A 16,500-nucleotide genomic window follows, 5' to 3' on the forward strand; every position below is an offset into this window, starting at 1 on the left:
AATGACGTTATTGTGGGGGTTTTTGCTGAAAAATTAAAGCTAAAATAGCAGTGTTTTAGCAGACTTTTTGGCAATAACACTTTAACACTTTATCCCTGCAATGCAGCAATCTAGCGTTTTTTACCAAAGTGATATGCAAAAAAACACCGCCAATTTGACGGTGCTTTTTTGTCAAGTTGACGTTATTTTTTGAGCGATTTAGTGATTTGCGCTTTGACAAATTTGGGATTTGAGTTACCCCAGTTGGCGTAGATTTCGGTAAAGAGTGTACCTGTAATATCTTCGATTTCCGACTGGGTGATTTCGGCATTGCCTTGTTTACCAAAGATAACCACCTCATCGCCTGCCTTGATATCGGGGTAATCGGTGACATCGACCATAGTGGTATTCATCGAGATTTTGCCCAATGCAGGGACTTTATGACCATTAATTAAGACATGACCTTTGTTGGTAAAGGCGCGACGGTAGCCATCTGAATAACCAAATGGTAAATTTGCCAAATAGCTATCTCGTGTCAAGGTATAAGTGCGGTCGTAGCCAACAGTTGAGCCTTTAGGATAGAAATTGACGCTAGCCACACGGCTTTTGAACGACATGATGTAGTTAAAATCGGGACGTTCAAAGTAAGGCTCGCCAAACAAAATCGCCCCAGGACGCACCATATCAAACCAACCTTCTGGCACGTTCAGCGACACAAACGAGTTCGCCGCATGGATGGTGAGTTTTTTACGGTCGAGTTTGGCTGTCTTAATCAGCCAATCGGTGTTTTGTTTAAAACTAGCCAACCCTTTTTGTACATCGGCTTTATCCTCAACAGGAAAATGGGTCATGATACCGACGATATGGAGATTTTTAAGCTTGGTAATTGCCAAAGCGTCTTGTTTAGATTTCTCAACGCTCAAATCCAAGCCGTTACGGTCCATGCCACCATCGTTGAGTGCCATATGAAAATTAATGACCACGCCCGCTGCTCGTGCGATATCACTGGCAGTTTGGGCTTGTTTAAGGGTACCAAATAACTCTTCGATATTGTATTTTAAGCCGTCTTCAATTTCTTGGTTGGTCGCCGTACGCACCCGCATCACTCGTCCTTTATAGCCGTGTTTGCGGGCGATACGGGCTTCTTCGTTACTGGCTATGCCGATACAAGGCACTTTATGCTCCATCACGGTAGGCATCAAATTATCAATGCCAAAGCCATAGGCATCGGCTTTTAAAATCGCACAGATTTGGGATTTACCACCTAGATGTGCGCGCATCGCTTCAATATTATGCCCGTACGCCTCAGTATCTATTTCAAGCCAAGCGTTGGTATTGGCAAGATTAACGATATGAGGATTATCGCCAGCATACGTCAGCGCGGGCGCGGCTTGCGCGGGCGCAGCGTGATACATAACGGTGGCGATGGCAAGCGATAGCAAAGTTTGATGTAGTTTCATAATAATTCCCAAAATAACATGACAATAAAAAAATCAGAAAAAGTACGTGCTTTCATGCGCTGATATTAACGCAGTCAAGCCACATAAACAGTTAATATATCAACAATTGATGCGGTTTTTAACCAACCTAGGTTACTCTTTAGTTTAGAAGCTTAACTTAGCTCATTAAAGCAATGATGTCGTACTCACAATCATGCCATTGTTATCGGCATACACAAAGTCGCCATTATTTATCGTCATTCCGCCAAAATTGAGCGTCACACCCACATCGCCCACACCTTTGCGATTAGATTTGCGGGGAATGGCGCCGAGCGCTTGTACGCCGATTGGCATTTTGCCCATATCATCCACATCTCGTACACAGCCATACACAATCACGCCAGCCCAGCCATTATCAACGCCGCTTTGTGCAATCATATCACCCAGCAAGGCACAGCGCATTGACGCCCCACCGTCTACCACCAAAACCTTGCCATTGCCTTTCTCATCTTTGCCATGCGTGGCCAACAGCTCTTTAACACGGCTATTGTCTTCAAAGCATTTGACGGTTACTACTTCACCGCCAAATTTTGTGTTACCGCCATAGCTAAAAAAGCGTTTGCCTTCCATGTTGGGTGCACAAACCTGACATTCTGGATTATCATCTAATAAATCGCAGGTAATAAAATTTTGTAAGGTCATGTCGCTCATCATCGTTCCTTAAGTCAATTTTTTTGGGAAGGTTAGTTTCTAAACCGCGTCATCGCTAGCATTTCACCGTTACTGATAACTTGGGTTTTCTTGGCGGTATCGACACGGTTAGCACATTTTTCATAAGTATGTTTGATGTGCCAATTGTTACTCACCAGCGCCATTGCCATCGCTACCCTATCGGCTTCTATCGGACGGACAGGCAGTTTTTTGGGTACGATAGGTTTGATGAGTTTGTACGCCGTCTGCGCGATGGTTTCAAGTTTACGATCATCGTGTTTGCCAAGCAGCAAGGAGGGACGAAAAATTGCCAATTCTTGAAAACCTAAATTGCCAATCGCCGTCTCAAGCTCACCTTTGACACGGTTATAAAAAAAGCGACTGTCAGCATTGGCGCCCATCGCCGATAACAAAAAAAACCGCTCTACGCCTTTTTGTTTGCAAGCTTTGGCGAATGCCACATTATAGGTAAAATCGATTTGTCGAAAGGCGGCTTCACTACCTGCTTCCTTAATGGTGGTACCCAGACAGCTAAAAGCATCGGTGTCTTTACCAATCGACAGCGCAGACACAAATTCATGCATTTGATTAAAATCTTTAAGCTGGTAGAAATGCATCGAATCACTCAACCCTTTTGGCTGAGAGCGCGCAATGATAATGACTTTTTGATAAAGACTGCCAAGCTGAGTGAGTAATGAATTGCCTACCAAGCCGGTTGCACCGATGATTAATGCTGTGCGCTGCATAAAACAATGACCTCAGTATGAATATTTTTATGAGTTTTTAATATCATTTTATTTAATCACAGATAATCAAAACTTTCACCTACAAATACGTTTTTTTCAGCTTTGACGGCGTTGCCCGCTGGTTTTTTGGTCAATAGACGAAATACGCTGAATAATCTGCCGAAGTCAGTTGTTATTGTAGCTTGAGTTTGCTAAAATAGCGGGCTTTAAATCCGCTTGATATCGTTAATTGTGTTTCCGTGTCTAGTGATTCAAGGATTCAAGCAACCCTCACTACCCGTGTCTGTAATAAGCGAATGGCTGCTCACTTACTAACAGATCGATTTATATTGCAAATCCAAGGAGATTTACGTGGCAAATTCTGCACAAGCTCGCAAACGCGCTCGTCAAAACGTTAAACGTCGTCAATTAAAAGCATCACAACGTTCTATGGTTCGTACTTTCATCAAACATGTGGTAAAAGCCGTTGAAGATAAAAACTACGACGCAGCGACTGAAGCTTACAAAAAAGCAGTTCCAGTGATTGACCGTATTGCTGACAAAGGCGTGATTCACAAAAACAAAGCAGCACGTCATAAAAGCCGCTTAAACAAAGCAATTAAAGCCCTTAAAACTGCTTAATTGTTTGTTTAAAAATAAAAAAGCCAATTCACATTGAATTGGCTTTTTTATTGAGCTCGATTTGGGTATAAAACTGATTTAATTATAAAAAAAAGCTGAAATCAAAATTTCAGCTTTTTTTATTTAGCTTATCTAAAATTAACTTTCTTAAAAGCTCATTGATGCGTTTCATCGTGGTTTTAATTATGCTTTTAACTCGGCAAGGATTTGCTCACTGACTTTATCAATCGCTTGTGTACCATCAAATTTGGCATAGCGAGGCGCGTTTTGACCCGATTTTGCCAAGTCTTGATAAAAACCAACCAAGGCTTCTGTTTGGTTATGATAAGTCGCTAAACGATCGCGGATGGTATCTTCTTTATCATCGTCACGCTGAACCAAGTCTTCACCGGTTTTGTCATCTTTACCTGCCACTTTAGGTGGATTGTAGACCACATGATACACGCGACCTGAAGCAGGATGAGAGCGACGACCTGACAAACGAGACACGATGTCTTCATCAGGTACGGCAATTTCTACCACGTTATCGATGTGTACACCTGCATCCGCTAACGCTTGCGCTTGTGGAATGGTACGCGGAAAGCCATCAAAAATACAGCCGTTGGCACAATCTGGCTGCGCAATACGGGCTTTAACTAGGTTGATAATTAAATCATCTGAGACAAGTCCACCGGCATCCATGATACTTTTGGCTTGTTTGCCAAGCTCAGTACCTTCTTTGATAGCGGCACGTAGCATATCACCTGTTGAGATTTGTGGAATATTAAATTCCTTGGTGATGATTTGTGCTTGGGTACCCTTACCAGCGCCAGGTGGCCCTAAAAGAATAATACGCTTCATAAACCTATTCCTTAAGTCGAAATTATTAAAATCGCCCTATCTCATTACTGCAATCGCAAAAAAGACCCACAAACGGTGTGTTCGAATAACTAACAGTTTTGAAATACTGGGTTAACAATACTCGTTAACCGCTAAAATCTCAAGCAATTTTTGCAAAATAATTTAAATTGATAGGGGTATTAAAAATAAAAATGTGGCAAGCTTTAATCCGCTCCTTATTCAATTAAGCCCCTATTCAATCAAGAAATTTCTTATAACGATTTAAGGCACGATTTTATCAATCAATACCGTTGTCGAGTCAGCCGTTTTCTCTAGCGGTACAGGGTTACTCGTCAAGTCACCGCTTTGCGGCATGGCGTCACCTGAAGCACTAACCCGGGCAGTAATCACCAGGGGCTCATTCGTACTAATCGCCGAACTTAAGGTCATGGTCGGCATGATACTATCGTTATCGCTGATGTTGATTGCCATACCATTGATGGTTAAGCTATCTGCTGACAGTTTTTTGGCAGCAACAGGGGGACCACCTGCCATCTTACGCACATTAACAAATAAGCTTTCGCCTTTTTTCACCCGTCCTAATATCTCAGGGGTGACTTTGACATTGACTGTAATCGCCTGTTCGCCTTGGGCTTCCCGCTGATTGATAGTCTGCTCAAGTTCAGATAAGCTGCTTAAGGCTTGGGTATGATCGCCAGGACGCGCTTGGATTTCGGTGCGTAGCAGTTCTACCCATTTTCGAGACTGCGCGTAGTTACCCGCCCGCATTTCACCCATTGCCATTAGCATCTGTGCGCCTTGGTGTTTGGGACTTTTGGCTAGAATATGCTCAACCACTTGACGGGTTTTGTCATCCATTACCCCGCCTTGGGTAAAAAAGCTAGTTTGCGCGTAAGTGATGGCGACTTTTTCATCATCAGGATTGAGACGATACGCCCTTGCCAAGGCTTCAATTGCTTGCTCGGGTGCTTGCAAGGCTACAAACACTTCAGATAGACGGAACCAACGCAGCGGATCGGTGGCATGATGATGCACGTTGGTTTGCATGGCACTAATCAGTCCCACACTGTCTTTGGTCGCCCATTCAGGTGGCGTATCGATTTTTGCGGTCAATAAGTCATCCGCGACTTGTCCCAAGCGATTTTGTGCATCCCATAATTGATAGACCGGCGTGCGATCGGCAATCATCACATAAGCCATCGCAGATAACAGCGGAATCCAGATGATAACTATCAGACGGCTTTTCCAATTGGGGGTAAAATGGCTGGTATCTTGATTGTCACTGATGTCTAGTAATTGACGCTCTAACGCCAGTTTTTGGGTTTGATAAGTCGCCTCATCGATTTGACCCTCGTCAAAATCAGTATCAAGCTCTACCAGCCGTTGTTTAAATACTTCAATATTGAGCGTTAGTAGCTGATTATCAGCGCGATTGGCGATGGCGTGATGGTCTTGGGTTTGCAACCAAGGCAACAAAATAAATACCGCAAGCGTGATAGCAAACAAAAGTGCGACAATGATAAAAATAATTAGCGTTGACATTAATTTTCCTTAGCCACTGCTTGATTGATTTCACCAGTTTTAGCATTGGCAGCGTTATCATTGGCATTTAACAAGTCTTGTAATCGCTGTTGTTCGGCGGCTGAGAGCGGCGCATAGCCGTCTTCTATGGGGTTAGCGATGGCAGCGTCACGTTTTGACGAATTACGGTTACGAATAAACCAAGCCAGCATCACAAACACCAACAACACAGGCGGAAAAAACCATAAAATCCAGGTGGATGGTCGCACAGGTGGTTTGTAGCTAATAAAATCACCGTAACGCTCATTCATATACTGGCGAATTTCGGCGTCAGAACGACCGTCTTTGACCATATCATAAGTCTTTTGTTTTAAATCTTGTGCAATGGGCGCATCGGAACCTGCCAAGTTTTGATTTTGACATTTTGGACAACGAAATTCTTCGATGAGCGCACGATACTGGGCTTCTTGGCGCGGGTTGTCAAATTGGTAGGTATCAATATTTGCCCAAGCAGACATGGATAACCCTGCGACCAACAACACCGCAGCCATCGCCCTGACTATCAAATGAAGAATTTTTGCAAATGTGATACTCATTGGCACACCTCACGGATTTTAGCATCGGCGGCTTGTTCACGTAGCGCAGTCATACAAGGCAATACTTGCTTATTGTAGCGCTCTTCGTTGATTTCACCCAAGATATGCTGGCGCACATTGCCTTTGCCATCAACCACAAACGACTCTGGCACACCTGTCAGACCCAAATCAATGCCAAAATTCCCTTCTTTATCTTGCACATTGAGGGTAAATGGGTCTTCATGGGTGTTGAGATAATCAAGCGCGTCTTTGGTTTCATCTTTATAATTGACCCCGACAATCGGTACGCCTGCTTTTGACATCTGCAATAAAAACGGGTGTTCAACTTTACAAGTCACACACCAAGACGCCCATACATTGAGTAAAAATGGCTGTTTGGGTAGCTGTGCTTGGGTAATCATTTGTGATGGGTTACCCAAAGATGGCAAGCTAAAACTTGGCAAAGCGCGATTGAGCGAGGTGTTGGTCACTACCGTGGTATCTTTGCCCAACCGCGTATAAAACAGCGCAATGATAATTAAAAAAAGCACCAAAGGAATCAAAAACCAAAGTTGTCTTTTACGCATTGCCATGAGCACTCTCCTGACCTAACTTGCTGTCATTTTTTACTAACACGGGGGCGATTGCCGCTGGTGTTTTAACCGCTGCCAAATTCCCCGACTTATCATCACTCATATCAGCAAGTCTCGGTAGTTTACGATAACGTTTATCAAACATACTTAAAATCGCACCCAGCGCAATGACAAAACCACCCCACCACACCCAGCGTACGCCAGGTTTGATATAGATACGCACCGCCCATTTAGTGGCATCAGCTTCGCTTTGATTAACGCCTAAAATCGGTTCACCCATTGCCATATAGATATCTCTCAATGGGTTGTACTGGATAGAAGCTTCGGTCATGGGCATTTGACTGACCACATAATGGCGTTTTTCTGGATAAAGGGTCGCGACCACTTGGTTGTTTTTACGAACACTGACCACTGCTTGGGTGGCATCAAAGTTGGCACCGCGGATTTTTTTTAGCTCATCCATCGTGAACTGGTAGCCTTGTACTTCAACCGATTGGTTTTTTTGCATGGCAATGTCTTTTTCGATACTTAGGCTTGTGGTAATGGCAATGCCCATCACGGATAGCAAAATACCCAGATGCGCCAGCTGCATTCCCCAATAGCCCATGTGCAGACGTTTTAGCCCAGCGCCCAACGAGTGCGCGTTACGGGTTTTGTCTTTGATATCAATCACCATCCATACCAACACCCATAGACACAGTGCCGCTGACATAAAGATGTTGATGTTAATGCTACTGACCAAGAAATAGCTTAGAACCCCGGCTAACACAAAACAACTGGCTAAAATCGCCAGACCTGTACCTAACAATGGACGGGTGTCTTTTTTCCAACGGCTGACCGGTCCAATGGCTAAAAACAACAACAATAACCAAGTTAACGGTACAAATAACGCATTAAAATAGGGCGCGCCTACCGATACTTGACCGAGTTTTAATGCATCGGCCAGCATTGGGTAAAGTGTGCCAATGACCACCACGATGGTTGAGACTAATATAATAATGTTATTGATGACCAATAATGTCTCACGAGATTTGAGCTGATAATGGCTTTCTTGGGTTAAACGCCAACCGCGCCACGCAAACATCGCCAGACCGCCACCGATTACCACGCCCAAAATCACTAGGATAAACAGACCGCGGGTAGGGTCTGCGGCAAATGAGTGAACCGAGGTAATGACCCCCGAACGTACCAAAAACGTACCCAATAAACTCAAGGCAAAGCTGAAAATCGCCAACATAATCGTCCAAGCTTTGAACACGCCGCGCTTTTCGGTGACTGCCAATGAATGTAATAATGCCACCCCACCGAGCCAAGGCATAAAGGACGCGTTTTCCACAGGATCCCAAAACCACCAGCCGCCCCAGCCAAGCTCGTTGTATGCCCACATTGAGCCAAACACGATGCCCAGTGTCAAACAGCACCAAGCCGCTAGTGTCCAAGGACGCGACCAACGCGTCCACACCGCATCTAACCGACCTGCCCACAATGCTGCCATGGCAAAGGCAAACGGTACCACCGCCCCCACATAGCCCATATACAGCATCGGTGGGTGAAAAATTAATCCGGGGTCTTGCAGTAGTGGATTCAAATCTTTGCCATCCACTGGGATGCTGGGTAAGCTGCGATTAAAGGGTGACGACACAAAAATCACCATGCTCAGCATCATCATTTGCACAAAAGATATAACCACCAACACGCGTGCGCGCATGGCAAGCGGCAGGCTTCGACTAAAAACGGCCACCGCCGCGCCCCAAGTCGCCAAAATGGTGACCCACAGTAACAGTGAGCCTTCATGCCCGCCCCATGTGGCTGATAAGCGATAGTACCAAGGCAGCAAAGAATTTGACTGATTGGCGACATAGATCAACGTAAAATCATTGGCATAAAACCCATACATCAAGCACAAAAACGACGTGCCCGTTGCCAAAAACTGCGCAATGGCAAAACTCCCCGCCAGTCGTTGCCAAGCAGGTTGGTGTTTGAACACCCCCACTGCTGGTAAAATAACCTGTAAAATGGCAATCACCAAGGCTGAAATAAGCGCAAAATAGCCCAATTCAGTAATTAACATACCCACTGCTCCTATCGCTGTAGTGGTTATCACACTGTAGAATTTTCACCAAAAAAAATGGGTCAAATTAATAAAACACCAATATCAAATGTATCCAGCCCGCCAAAAACCCTGTCACACCGCCCAAAATAATCAGTGTTAATTCATCTTCACGAAAGGCAGGACGCAACAGATTTTGAAATTCATTGGGCGTCAATGCGCGAATACGGTCTCGAAACAGCCCAAAGATTTTTTCTGCGCGGCTAAGGTTAAGCTCAGGATTACTCATCGGCACCATAGTCGCTGCAATTGACTTATCAATAATCACGTGTCTGAGCTGACCAAACTCTTTACGACCCAAACCAAATTTCAAGCTGGTTTGAATCACCTGTGATTCCAAAATTGGGTTTAGGTGTTTTTTAATCAGCTCACGCGTTTGCATCGCACGACTGCCATACATCATTTCATGCATGATATTTTTGAGCGTGACCAAATCTTTGACCACAATCTCAGCAAACACCTCAGAGACCTCAGGCTGGCGTTTCATAAAACCACCTTGCCAGTTAAATTGTCCCACGTGCGGTTTTTCAAAGCGGATAAACGGCAGCGATTTGCTAAGGCTAAAAAATTTGGGATAGCGATAATAATGCGGCTCAATTGGATTAAATACCATCCAGATGGCAATCCAATTGGTCAACAGCCCCCAGATCGCGGCAAAAAACGGCACCGTCCAATGCTGCGGCACAAACCAAAAAATCGCCATCTGCAAAATACCAAATACAAACCCAATCAACGCACTGATATGCCAAATAAAATTAATCTCTTTTTGACCTACCTTTAAAAACATCCGCACCATCAGCGCACGGTCGCTTTCCATCTTGTTGACAATCATCTCGCGCATATCAACCAAGTTTTCGACATTGTAGGTCAAGTCGAGCACCAGATTTTTCATGATAGCTGGCAATTGCTCGTGTCCATACGCATAGATACGGCGTTTGACAGCAAAAGGCAGATTCGCCCATAGCGTTGCCGAGCGCTCATTCATGATTTCATCAATCAGCAAATCCAAGTTTTGGTTCATGGTTTGGCTGATAAAATCTGCCACTTCTTCAGGGTGCATGGCTTGGAAAAACTCATCGAGCGAGCCAAGTTTGGATAAAGTTTGGTCAACGATGATCCCCGATATTTTACCCGCTTTGCGTGGCACAATACCCTGCCAGCCGATACCGCCGCCTGGGAACCCTTGAATCTTAATGCCCCAAAAATGAATGGGATAAAATAGCATCTTGAGCGCCATCCATACATGCGCCCAAGTCACGACTGCTGTCACAAATGGAATGGTCAGCATGGCGAAAAATTGCGGATGGGTTGCAAGCTTGTGCCAAATTTCTGCAAACATATCAAAAAAGCTCACATGGTGAAAAAGCTAAAATCAAAGGACCATAAAACCGAGATGACATTACAAGGTTTGCTTGACAACGTCTGTAGTATGGGTGCGTGAATATGGGTGCGTTCAAACTGCTAGATTTTAGCACAGAAAGATACATTTTACCTGAAGAAGTTATATTTTTAGCGGTTTTGCGTCCCTATGTTATTATCCATATTGCCGTCAATGCGGCTATCATAATTTGATACACTTGTTTTGACAGCAGCCGTTAGTTATTTGCGATTTTGACAGGATTTGGGCATGCTTATTTGCCATGTTTTATGCTAGTATATCGCTCTTAAATTTTGATTTGAGCCATCAGATTTAAGCCACCAGTAGGTAGGAAGCTGGGTGATATCCCTATATTTGCATTAAGCTAAACATTCATCGCACCGCGACCCTTTTTAAAACCGTTCTAATTGCTGTTACCCGCTTATGAAACCACCCCATTCTTCAGATATGCAACGTGAAAATCTCATCTTTCGCCGCCGGGTAATTTTGGCATCGGTGTTTGTGTTTTTGGGCTTGGTTGGCTTGATTGTACGCTATGCTTATCTACAAATTTATACCCATGACCAGTACGTCACCCAGTCTGACAATAATCGTATCAAGCTGGTTTCTGCACCGCCCAGTCGCGGCTACATTTATGACCGGAACGGCGTGATTTTGGCAGATAACCAGCCTGTTTTTACCGCTGTCATCAGTCCTGATGAAATTGACAATCCTGACAATACCTTGGCACTACTCACCCCGATTTTTCAGTTGACGCCTGAAGAAATCAGTGAAGCTTCAAAAGCCCTTAAAAAAAGTAAAAACGAACCTGTCACCATTAAAATCGGACTCACCGAACAGCAAGTTGCCCAGTTTAGTGAACGCAAACCGTTTTTTAAAGGCGTGACGATTCAAAGTAAACTCACGCGCACCTATCCCTACAGTGATTTGTTTGCCCATGTGATTGGCTATGTTGGGCGTATCAGCGACAATGACAGTAAAAAGCTGGATAAAAAGCTGTATGCAGGCACCGATTTGATTGGTAAAACAGGGATTGAAAAATATTACGAGTCGCTGCTACTGGGCAAACCCGGTTATCAATCAATTGAAACCAATGCTTATGGCGATATCATCAAAAAACTCGATACCAAACCGCCCATTCCCGGCAATGATATTTATCTAAGCCTTGATTATGGCTTGCAAAAATTGACCAGCGATTTGTTAAATGGTAAACGCGGCGCAGCGGTGGCGATTGACCCCAGCACTGGCGAGATTTTAGCCTTTGTGAGCAATCCAAGTTTTGACCCCAATCCCTTTATCACTGGAATTAGTAGCAGAGAATACAAGGCACTGCAACAAGACCCCGACATGCCACTGTACAATCGCGCGCTACAAGGGCAATACCCCCCGGGTTCTTCTATCAAACCGATTGAGGGTTTGGCAGGGATTCATTACGGCATAATGGGATGGGACAGTAGTATTTATGATCCGGGTTATTTTAGTCTGCCTGGCGATAGCCATAAATTTCGTGACTGGAAAAAATCGGGTCATGGTAACGTCAATTTGCATAAATCCGTGGTCGAATCTGTCGATACCTACTACTACAAGCTGTCTTATCAACTGGGTATTGACCGGCTTCATGATTGGATGACGCGTTTTAATTTTGGTAGTAAAACGGGGATTGATTTGCCGGGAGAAAAAACCGGCGTCTACCCTTCTACTGAGTGGAAAATGAAAACCTACAAAAAAGCCTGGTTGCCTGGGGAAACCATTTCTGTGAGTATCGGGCAAGGGTATTTTTTGGCGACACCCTTACAGATTGCCAATGGTATCGCCATGCTAGCCGGTGATGGACAACATTTAACCCCCCATCTGCTCAAAAAATCCACCGGTGCCGAACATGTCATCCCTATTGAAAAGCCCGATGGGAAAATTCAATACAACGGTAACCCCAATGATTGGCAGCGTATGCACCTAGCCATGGAAGATGTGGTCAAAAAAGGCACAGCGCATAATATCTATACGCCAACTTATCGCATCGCTGGCAAAACAGGCACAGCGCAGGTTAAATCTATTGCACAAGGTAAACGCTATAACGAAGCCGCGCTTGACTCGCGCCATTGGGATCATGGCTGGTTTGTTGGCTTTGCCCCGGTAGAAAACCCGCAAATTGCCATTGCCGTCATCGTAGAAAACGGTCGGCATGGTGGCTGGGTAGCACCGATTGTGCGTAAAATGATGGATTACTGGCTCATTGATAAAATCAAAAAACCGATTGTGCCCCCATCGCCTGAAGAACTTGCCAAAATCAACGCCGAAAAACAAGCCGCCAAATTGCAACGGGCAGCGTTAGTTTTGTCGGGTAAACCTATTATCTCAAAACCCAATACCGCCAAACTCCCTGCGGTGGGTGGCGCTGACTAACGTAATGTAGATGTCCAAACTATGATTTCTAAACCATGATGTCCAAAATTAGCAAACGAGCCAATAAAGCCACCAAATCCCCCCCTATTTCTCACGTCCGTATCATCGGCGGCGAGTATCGGCGGCGTTTGGTAGCGTTTATTGATGCCGATGGGTTACGACCGACACCCGACCGTGTCCGAGAGACGCTATTTAACTGGCTTGCCGATGATTTAGTCAATGCCAAGGTACTTGATTGCTGTGCTGGTAGTGGGGTTCTCGGTTTTGAAGCCTTGTCGCGGGGTGCCAAGCAGTTAACTTCTATCGAGCCTAACCATGAGCAATTTAGGCAAATTAAAGCCACCCAAGCCATGTTAGGTATTACTGATACAAAAATTGTGACAATGGAAGCTACGATACAACATGCCTTACCACAACTGGCAAACACCGAGCCGTTTGATGTGGTGTTTATCGACCCACCTTATCAACTAGCGTTATGGGATACAATTTTGCATGGGTTAATAAACCATCAGTTAATCCATCCGCAGTCATTACTGTATATCGAAAGCGATCAAGATCATACACAATTGTTAGCATCTTTTACCGCGTCACTTGAGCCACTTAAATATAAAAAAATGGGGCAAATTTTTGCCGGCATTTACCAGCCCAAAGCGCTTTAATTTAAAGCATTTCAATTCAAAGCCCTTGAACTTAGGCATTAAAAAACCAATAGGCATTAAAAAACCGACTGGATTAACCCAGTCGGTAAAATCAATAACCATTCACGTCTAATAGCAAACCCACTATTAGCTTTTAATGCATATACCCACTTGTACGGCAGACGCTGACGGACATAAATATTTTGATGACTGTCCTTTTAAGTTGTTGGCTTCATACAGATAACTGACCCCAACCACCATCAAAAATGTCACCACGAGCGCTAACATGATCACCAGCACAACACTATGAATGTTGATTTTGGATTGATGGCGCGTCACTTCTACACTATCATCGGCATCTTTATCGTTCGTATTGTTAGCTTGATGGATCATAAATTGTGTCCTAAAAAATTTGAAATTTAACCGATTAAATTTCATTGTGTTACTTTTTTTAGCAAACAACCATGGGCTAAAGCTATGGGTTGTATTGCCACAAAAGCTATGTACATATGTAATCAAACATTACATTTATCTTTTATTGATTACATTCTACAATGTATTTGTTACTAAATTATAACAATAATAAAAAATTACACAATTGTTTTATCAGAAAAATTCCTATTTGGTCATTTTTTTGCGATAAATGGTATAGTGTCGTCAAACCTTTGAAAAAATATTCATCCAAACTGGTTAATAATCAATTATCTAGCTAGAATTAATTAGCTAGTTAGCTAATTCCAAGAATCCACTTTTTATCTTTATGACTGAAAATAATAATGAAAAAAAATACACACAAGCAATGGCAAGCGCTGTTATCTGCCAAACCTATCTATCATGGCAATCAGTTCACCCAATCCAAGACGTCAAGGACGGCATTTCATAAGGACTATGACAGGCTGGTTTTTTCGCAATCTTTTCGCCAATTGAATCAAAAAACCCAAGTGCATCCGTTAACCCATGAGATGGGTATTCATACCCGCTTAACCCATTCGCTTGAAGTGTCTTGTATTGGTCGCTCACTAGGGATGATGAGCGCGGAGAAACTCGGTAATGACTTGCCAAGCGGCTTTACCATGTCGGACATGGGAGTCATTGTGCAGGCAGCTTGTTTGGCACATGACATCGGTAATCCCCCGTTTGGGCATGCGGGTGAACAGGCGATTCGAGATTGGTTTTTTCAGCCTGCCCAGCGCCAGTATCTAACGCGGCTTACCCCACGCCAGCAAATAGATTTATTAGCGTATGAAGGCAATGCGCAAGGTTTTCGACTGCTGACCCGTAACGAGCATCATCCCGATGAAGGCGGTATGCGCCTGACAGCGGCGACGCTGGGCGCTTTTATGAAATACCCTTATCTTTCCACCCCTATCAACCCAGTCAGTGACAGTGACTCAATGCCATCACCCTTAACGCTCAAGAAATTTGGCTGCTTTGAAAGTGAAGCGCCGTTTTTGCATGATTTGGCGGAGCAGCTGCAATTACCAAAGACCCAAAGAGGTTACGCGCGTCATCCATTGGCTTATTTGCTAGAAGCCGCCGATGATATTTGTTATGCGCTGATTGATTTGGAAGATGGGATTTTACTGGGTATGTTAGACTATCATGAAGTTGAGCCACTACTGCTCAAACTCGTCGGTAAACGGCTTGGGGTACCATCTGAAGTCACGACCAATGCGCCTATCAGCCAAAAATTAGCCGCGCTACGGGGGCGAGCAATGCGGCGATTGGTGGATAAAGTTACTGATGCCTTTGTTGCCAACCAAGCCGCCTTATTGGCAGGTGAGCTGACGGGCAGCTTATTTGACTACTGCCCCAATAATGTACGCAGTAGTATCAGTGAAGCCAAAAGCCTAGCCAATACCCGTATTTTTCAACATCCGAGCAAAGTACGCGTTGAAATCATGTCAAACCGCTGTTTACATACGCTACTTGATGCGTTTATGCCGCTGGCGTTGACGGGTAATTCAGCAGACAGTATTTCTCAGTTTGAGCAATTACGACTGCTTAATCTATTAAATGCCCATTTAAGCAATGTTAGTCGGCAACTAGGGGATGATGTTTATCAAAATATATTATGTATTTTAGACATGCTGACTGGCATGAATGATCATGAAGCCTATCGGCTCGCGCAAGCGTTAAAGGGCAATTGGTCGGTGAATATTTAAACCTCATCACTTATCGTTTCATCAATCGTCAACGATTGTATATTTGGCGTTTTCGGCTTAGAATATTTTTCCTTATTTAACCCGCTGATTGGATACCTAATGACTAGCCGTGACTTGCAAAAACGCCAAACCCGTCAAGCCTTTTTTCAATCGGTGCTTCAGTTATCGAGGTCGGGGCATGCGTTTTCGTCGATTTCACTTCGCCAGATTAGCCGCGAAGTGGGCGTAGTGCCGACGGCTTTTTATCGCCATTTTCAGGATATCGATGAGCTTGGCACCTGCTTAGTCAATGAAGAACTCGGTCACACGCTGCAAAGTCTACGCGATCATTTGCAGCTGGGTCGCACCCGAACGCATGAAGGTCAAATTGCCTCAAGCGTGGGTTTCTTTTTGGAAAGTGTGGAGCACGCGTCATTGCACTGGCACTTTATTGTCTCTGAGCGCTATGGCGGCAACCAAGCCGTGCAAAATGCGCTCGATGAACAAATCAGCTTGTTTGCGCAAATCATGACCGATGATTTGGCCATGCAGCCTGCCTTTGGTCATTTAAATCAAGAAGTGCGCCTGTTGATTGCGGATATGGGCGTGAATATGTATTTTTCTTGGGTGTATCAATGGCTCAAATTTGACCCCACAGAGGTACAAGGTAAACAAGATTATCTCAATCGCTGTATCAAACAGGCGCAAGTGCTGTTTTATGGTGTGCGTAATTGGTGTCCTTAACCAAAACTTAAGCTAAAAAACAGTAAAACCAACAAACCGTGAAACCAACAAACAGTGA

Annotated in this window: 15 protein-coding genes; 5 read left to right on the forward strand and 10 right to left on the reverse strand. The window is 44.3% G+C overall.

Annotated elements, in window-relative coordinates; translation table 11 throughout:
* Nucleotides 1-182: 182 nt before the first annotated feature.
* From alr to H9W84_RS06635, 3 genes are all read right to left on the reverse strand, one after another.
* Nucleotides 183-1,439: an alanine racemase gene (gene alr / locus H9W84_RS06625; RefSeq protein ID WP_239742562.1), complete on the reverse strand. Its 1,257-nt coding sequence runs from the start codon at nucleotides 1,437-1,439 to the stop codon at nucleotides 183-185.
* A gap of 165 nt (nucleotides 1,440-1,604) precedes the next feature.
* Nucleotides 1,605-2,120 carry a ribonuclease E activity regulator RraA gene (rraA, locus tag H9W84_RS06630; protein WP_239743701.1) on the reverse strand — a complete coding sequence of 172 codons (516 nt, stop codon included), beginning with the start codon at nucleotides 2,118-2,120 and terminating at the stop codon, nucleotides 1,605-1,607.
* Nucleotides 2,121-2,161: 41 nt separating this feature from the next.
* Nucleotides 2,162-2,875: an NAD(P)H-binding protein gene (locus tag H9W84_RS06635; protein ID WP_239742565.1), complete on the reverse strand. Its 714-nt coding sequence runs from the start codon at nucleotides 2,873-2,875 to the stop codon at nucleotides 2,162-2,164.
* 351 nt (nucleotides 2,876-3,226) lie between these two features.
* On the opposite strand from H9W84_RS06635, the gene rpsT reads away from it, so the two are divergent.
* Nucleotides 3,227-3,496 carry a 30S ribosomal protein S20 gene (gene rpsT / locus H9W84_RS06640; protein WP_065263785.1) on the forward strand — a complete coding sequence of 90 codons (270 nt, stop codon included), beginning with the start codon at nucleotides 3,227-3,229 and terminating at the stop codon, nucleotides 3,494-3,496.
* Nucleotides 3,497-3,679: 183 nt separating this feature from the next.
* Here rpsT and adk read toward each other — a convergent pair whose 3' ends face one another.
* The 6 genes from adk to H9W84_RS06670 form a co-directional block, all read right to left on the reverse strand.
* A complete protein-coding gene (adk, locus tag H9W84_RS06645; protein ID WP_239742567.1) occupies nucleotides 3,680-4,336 on the reverse strand; it encodes an adenylate kinase in 657 nt (218 codons plus the stop codon).
* Nucleotides 4,337-4,597: 261 nt separating this feature from the next.
* Nucleotides 4,598-5,878, reverse strand: coding sequence for a c-type cytochrome biogenesis protein CcmI (gene ccmI, locus H9W84_RS06650; RefSeq protein ID WP_239742569.1), 1,281 nt, complete (start codon nucleotides 5,876-5,878; stop codon nucleotides 4,598-4,600).
* Nucleotides 5,878-6,453, reverse strand: a complete 576-nt coding sequence (locus H9W84_RS06655) for a cytochrome c-type biogenesis protein (RefSeq protein ID WP_275579723.1) — start codon at nucleotides 6,451-6,453, stop codon at nucleotides 5,878-5,880. Before H9W84_RS06655 ends, ccmI begins: the two co-directional genes overlap by 1 nt.
* Entirely contained in the window at nucleotides 6,450-7,025 is a 576-nt protein-coding gene (locus tag H9W84_RS06660; RefSeq protein ID WP_050325568.1) for a DsbE family thiol:disulfide interchange protein, read from the reverse strand. Before H9W84_RS06660 ends, H9W84_RS06655 begins: the two co-directional genes overlap by 4 nt.
* The gene (locus tag H9W84_RS06665; protein WP_239742571.1) at nucleotides 7,012-9,096 is read right to left on the reverse strand and encodes a heme lyase CcmF/NrfE family subunit; all 2,085 of its coding nucleotides are present in this window, start codon (nucleotides 9,094-9,096) and stop codon (nucleotides 7,012-7,014) included. The genes H9W84_RS06660 and H9W84_RS06665 overlap by 14 nt, the downstream gene beginning before the upstream one ends.
* Before the next feature lie 67 nt (nucleotides 9,097-9,163).
* Complete coding sequence (locus H9W84_RS06670) at nucleotides 9,164-10,474, reverse strand: DUF445 domain-containing protein (RefSeq protein ID WP_239742572.1); 1,311 nt, start codon at nucleotides 10,472-10,474, stop codon at nucleotides 9,164-9,166.
* A gap of 462 nt (nucleotides 10,475-10,936) precedes the next feature.
* Here H9W84_RS06670 and mrdA point away from each other — a divergent pair, with 462 nt between their 5' ends.
* Complete coding sequence (mrdA, locus tag H9W84_RS06675) at nucleotides 10,937-12,916, forward strand: penicillin-binding protein 2 (protein WP_144917782.1); 1,980 nt, start codon at nucleotides 10,937-10,939, stop codon at nucleotides 12,914-12,916.
* A gap of 35 nt (nucleotides 12,917-12,951) precedes the next feature.
* The gene (rsmD, locus tag H9W84_RS06680; protein ID WP_239742574.1) at nucleotides 12,952-13,575 is read left to right on the forward strand and encodes a 16S rRNA (guanine(966)-N(2))-methyltransferase RsmD; all 624 of its coding nucleotides are present in this window, start codon (nucleotides 12,952-12,954) and stop codon (nucleotides 13,573-13,575) included.
* Nucleotides 13,576-13,701: 126 nt separating this feature from the next.
* Here the strand turns inward: rsmD and H9W84_RS06685 are convergent, their stop codons facing one another.
* Nucleotides 13,702-13,947: a hypothetical protein gene (locus tag H9W84_RS06685; RefSeq protein ID WP_007115268.1), complete on the reverse strand. Its 246-nt coding sequence runs from the start codon at nucleotides 13,945-13,947 to the stop codon at nucleotides 13,702-13,704.
* Between the two features lie 383 nt (nucleotides 13,948-14,330).
* On the opposite strand from H9W84_RS06685, the gene H9W84_RS06690 reads away from it, so the two are divergent.
* Nucleotides 14,331-15,719: a deoxyguanosinetriphosphate triphosphohydrolase gene (locus H9W84_RS06690; RefSeq protein WP_239742576.1), complete on the forward strand. Its 1,389-nt coding sequence runs from the start codon at nucleotides 14,331-14,333 to the stop codon at nucleotides 15,717-15,719.
* Nucleotides 15,720-15,818: 99 nt separating this feature from the next.
* Nucleotides 15,819-16,442: a TetR family transcriptional regulator gene (locus H9W84_RS06695; protein WP_065263795.1), complete on the forward strand. Its 624-nt coding sequence runs from the start codon at nucleotides 15,819-15,821 to the stop codon at nucleotides 16,440-16,442.
* Nucleotides 16,443-16,500: the final 58 nt, after the last annotated feature.

It is taken from the genome of Moraxella tetraodonis (assembly GCF_022359095.1).
Taxonomy (GTDB): Bacteria; Pseudomonadota; Gammaproteobacteria; order Pseudomonadales; family Moraxellaceae; genus Faucicola; species Faucicola tetraodonis.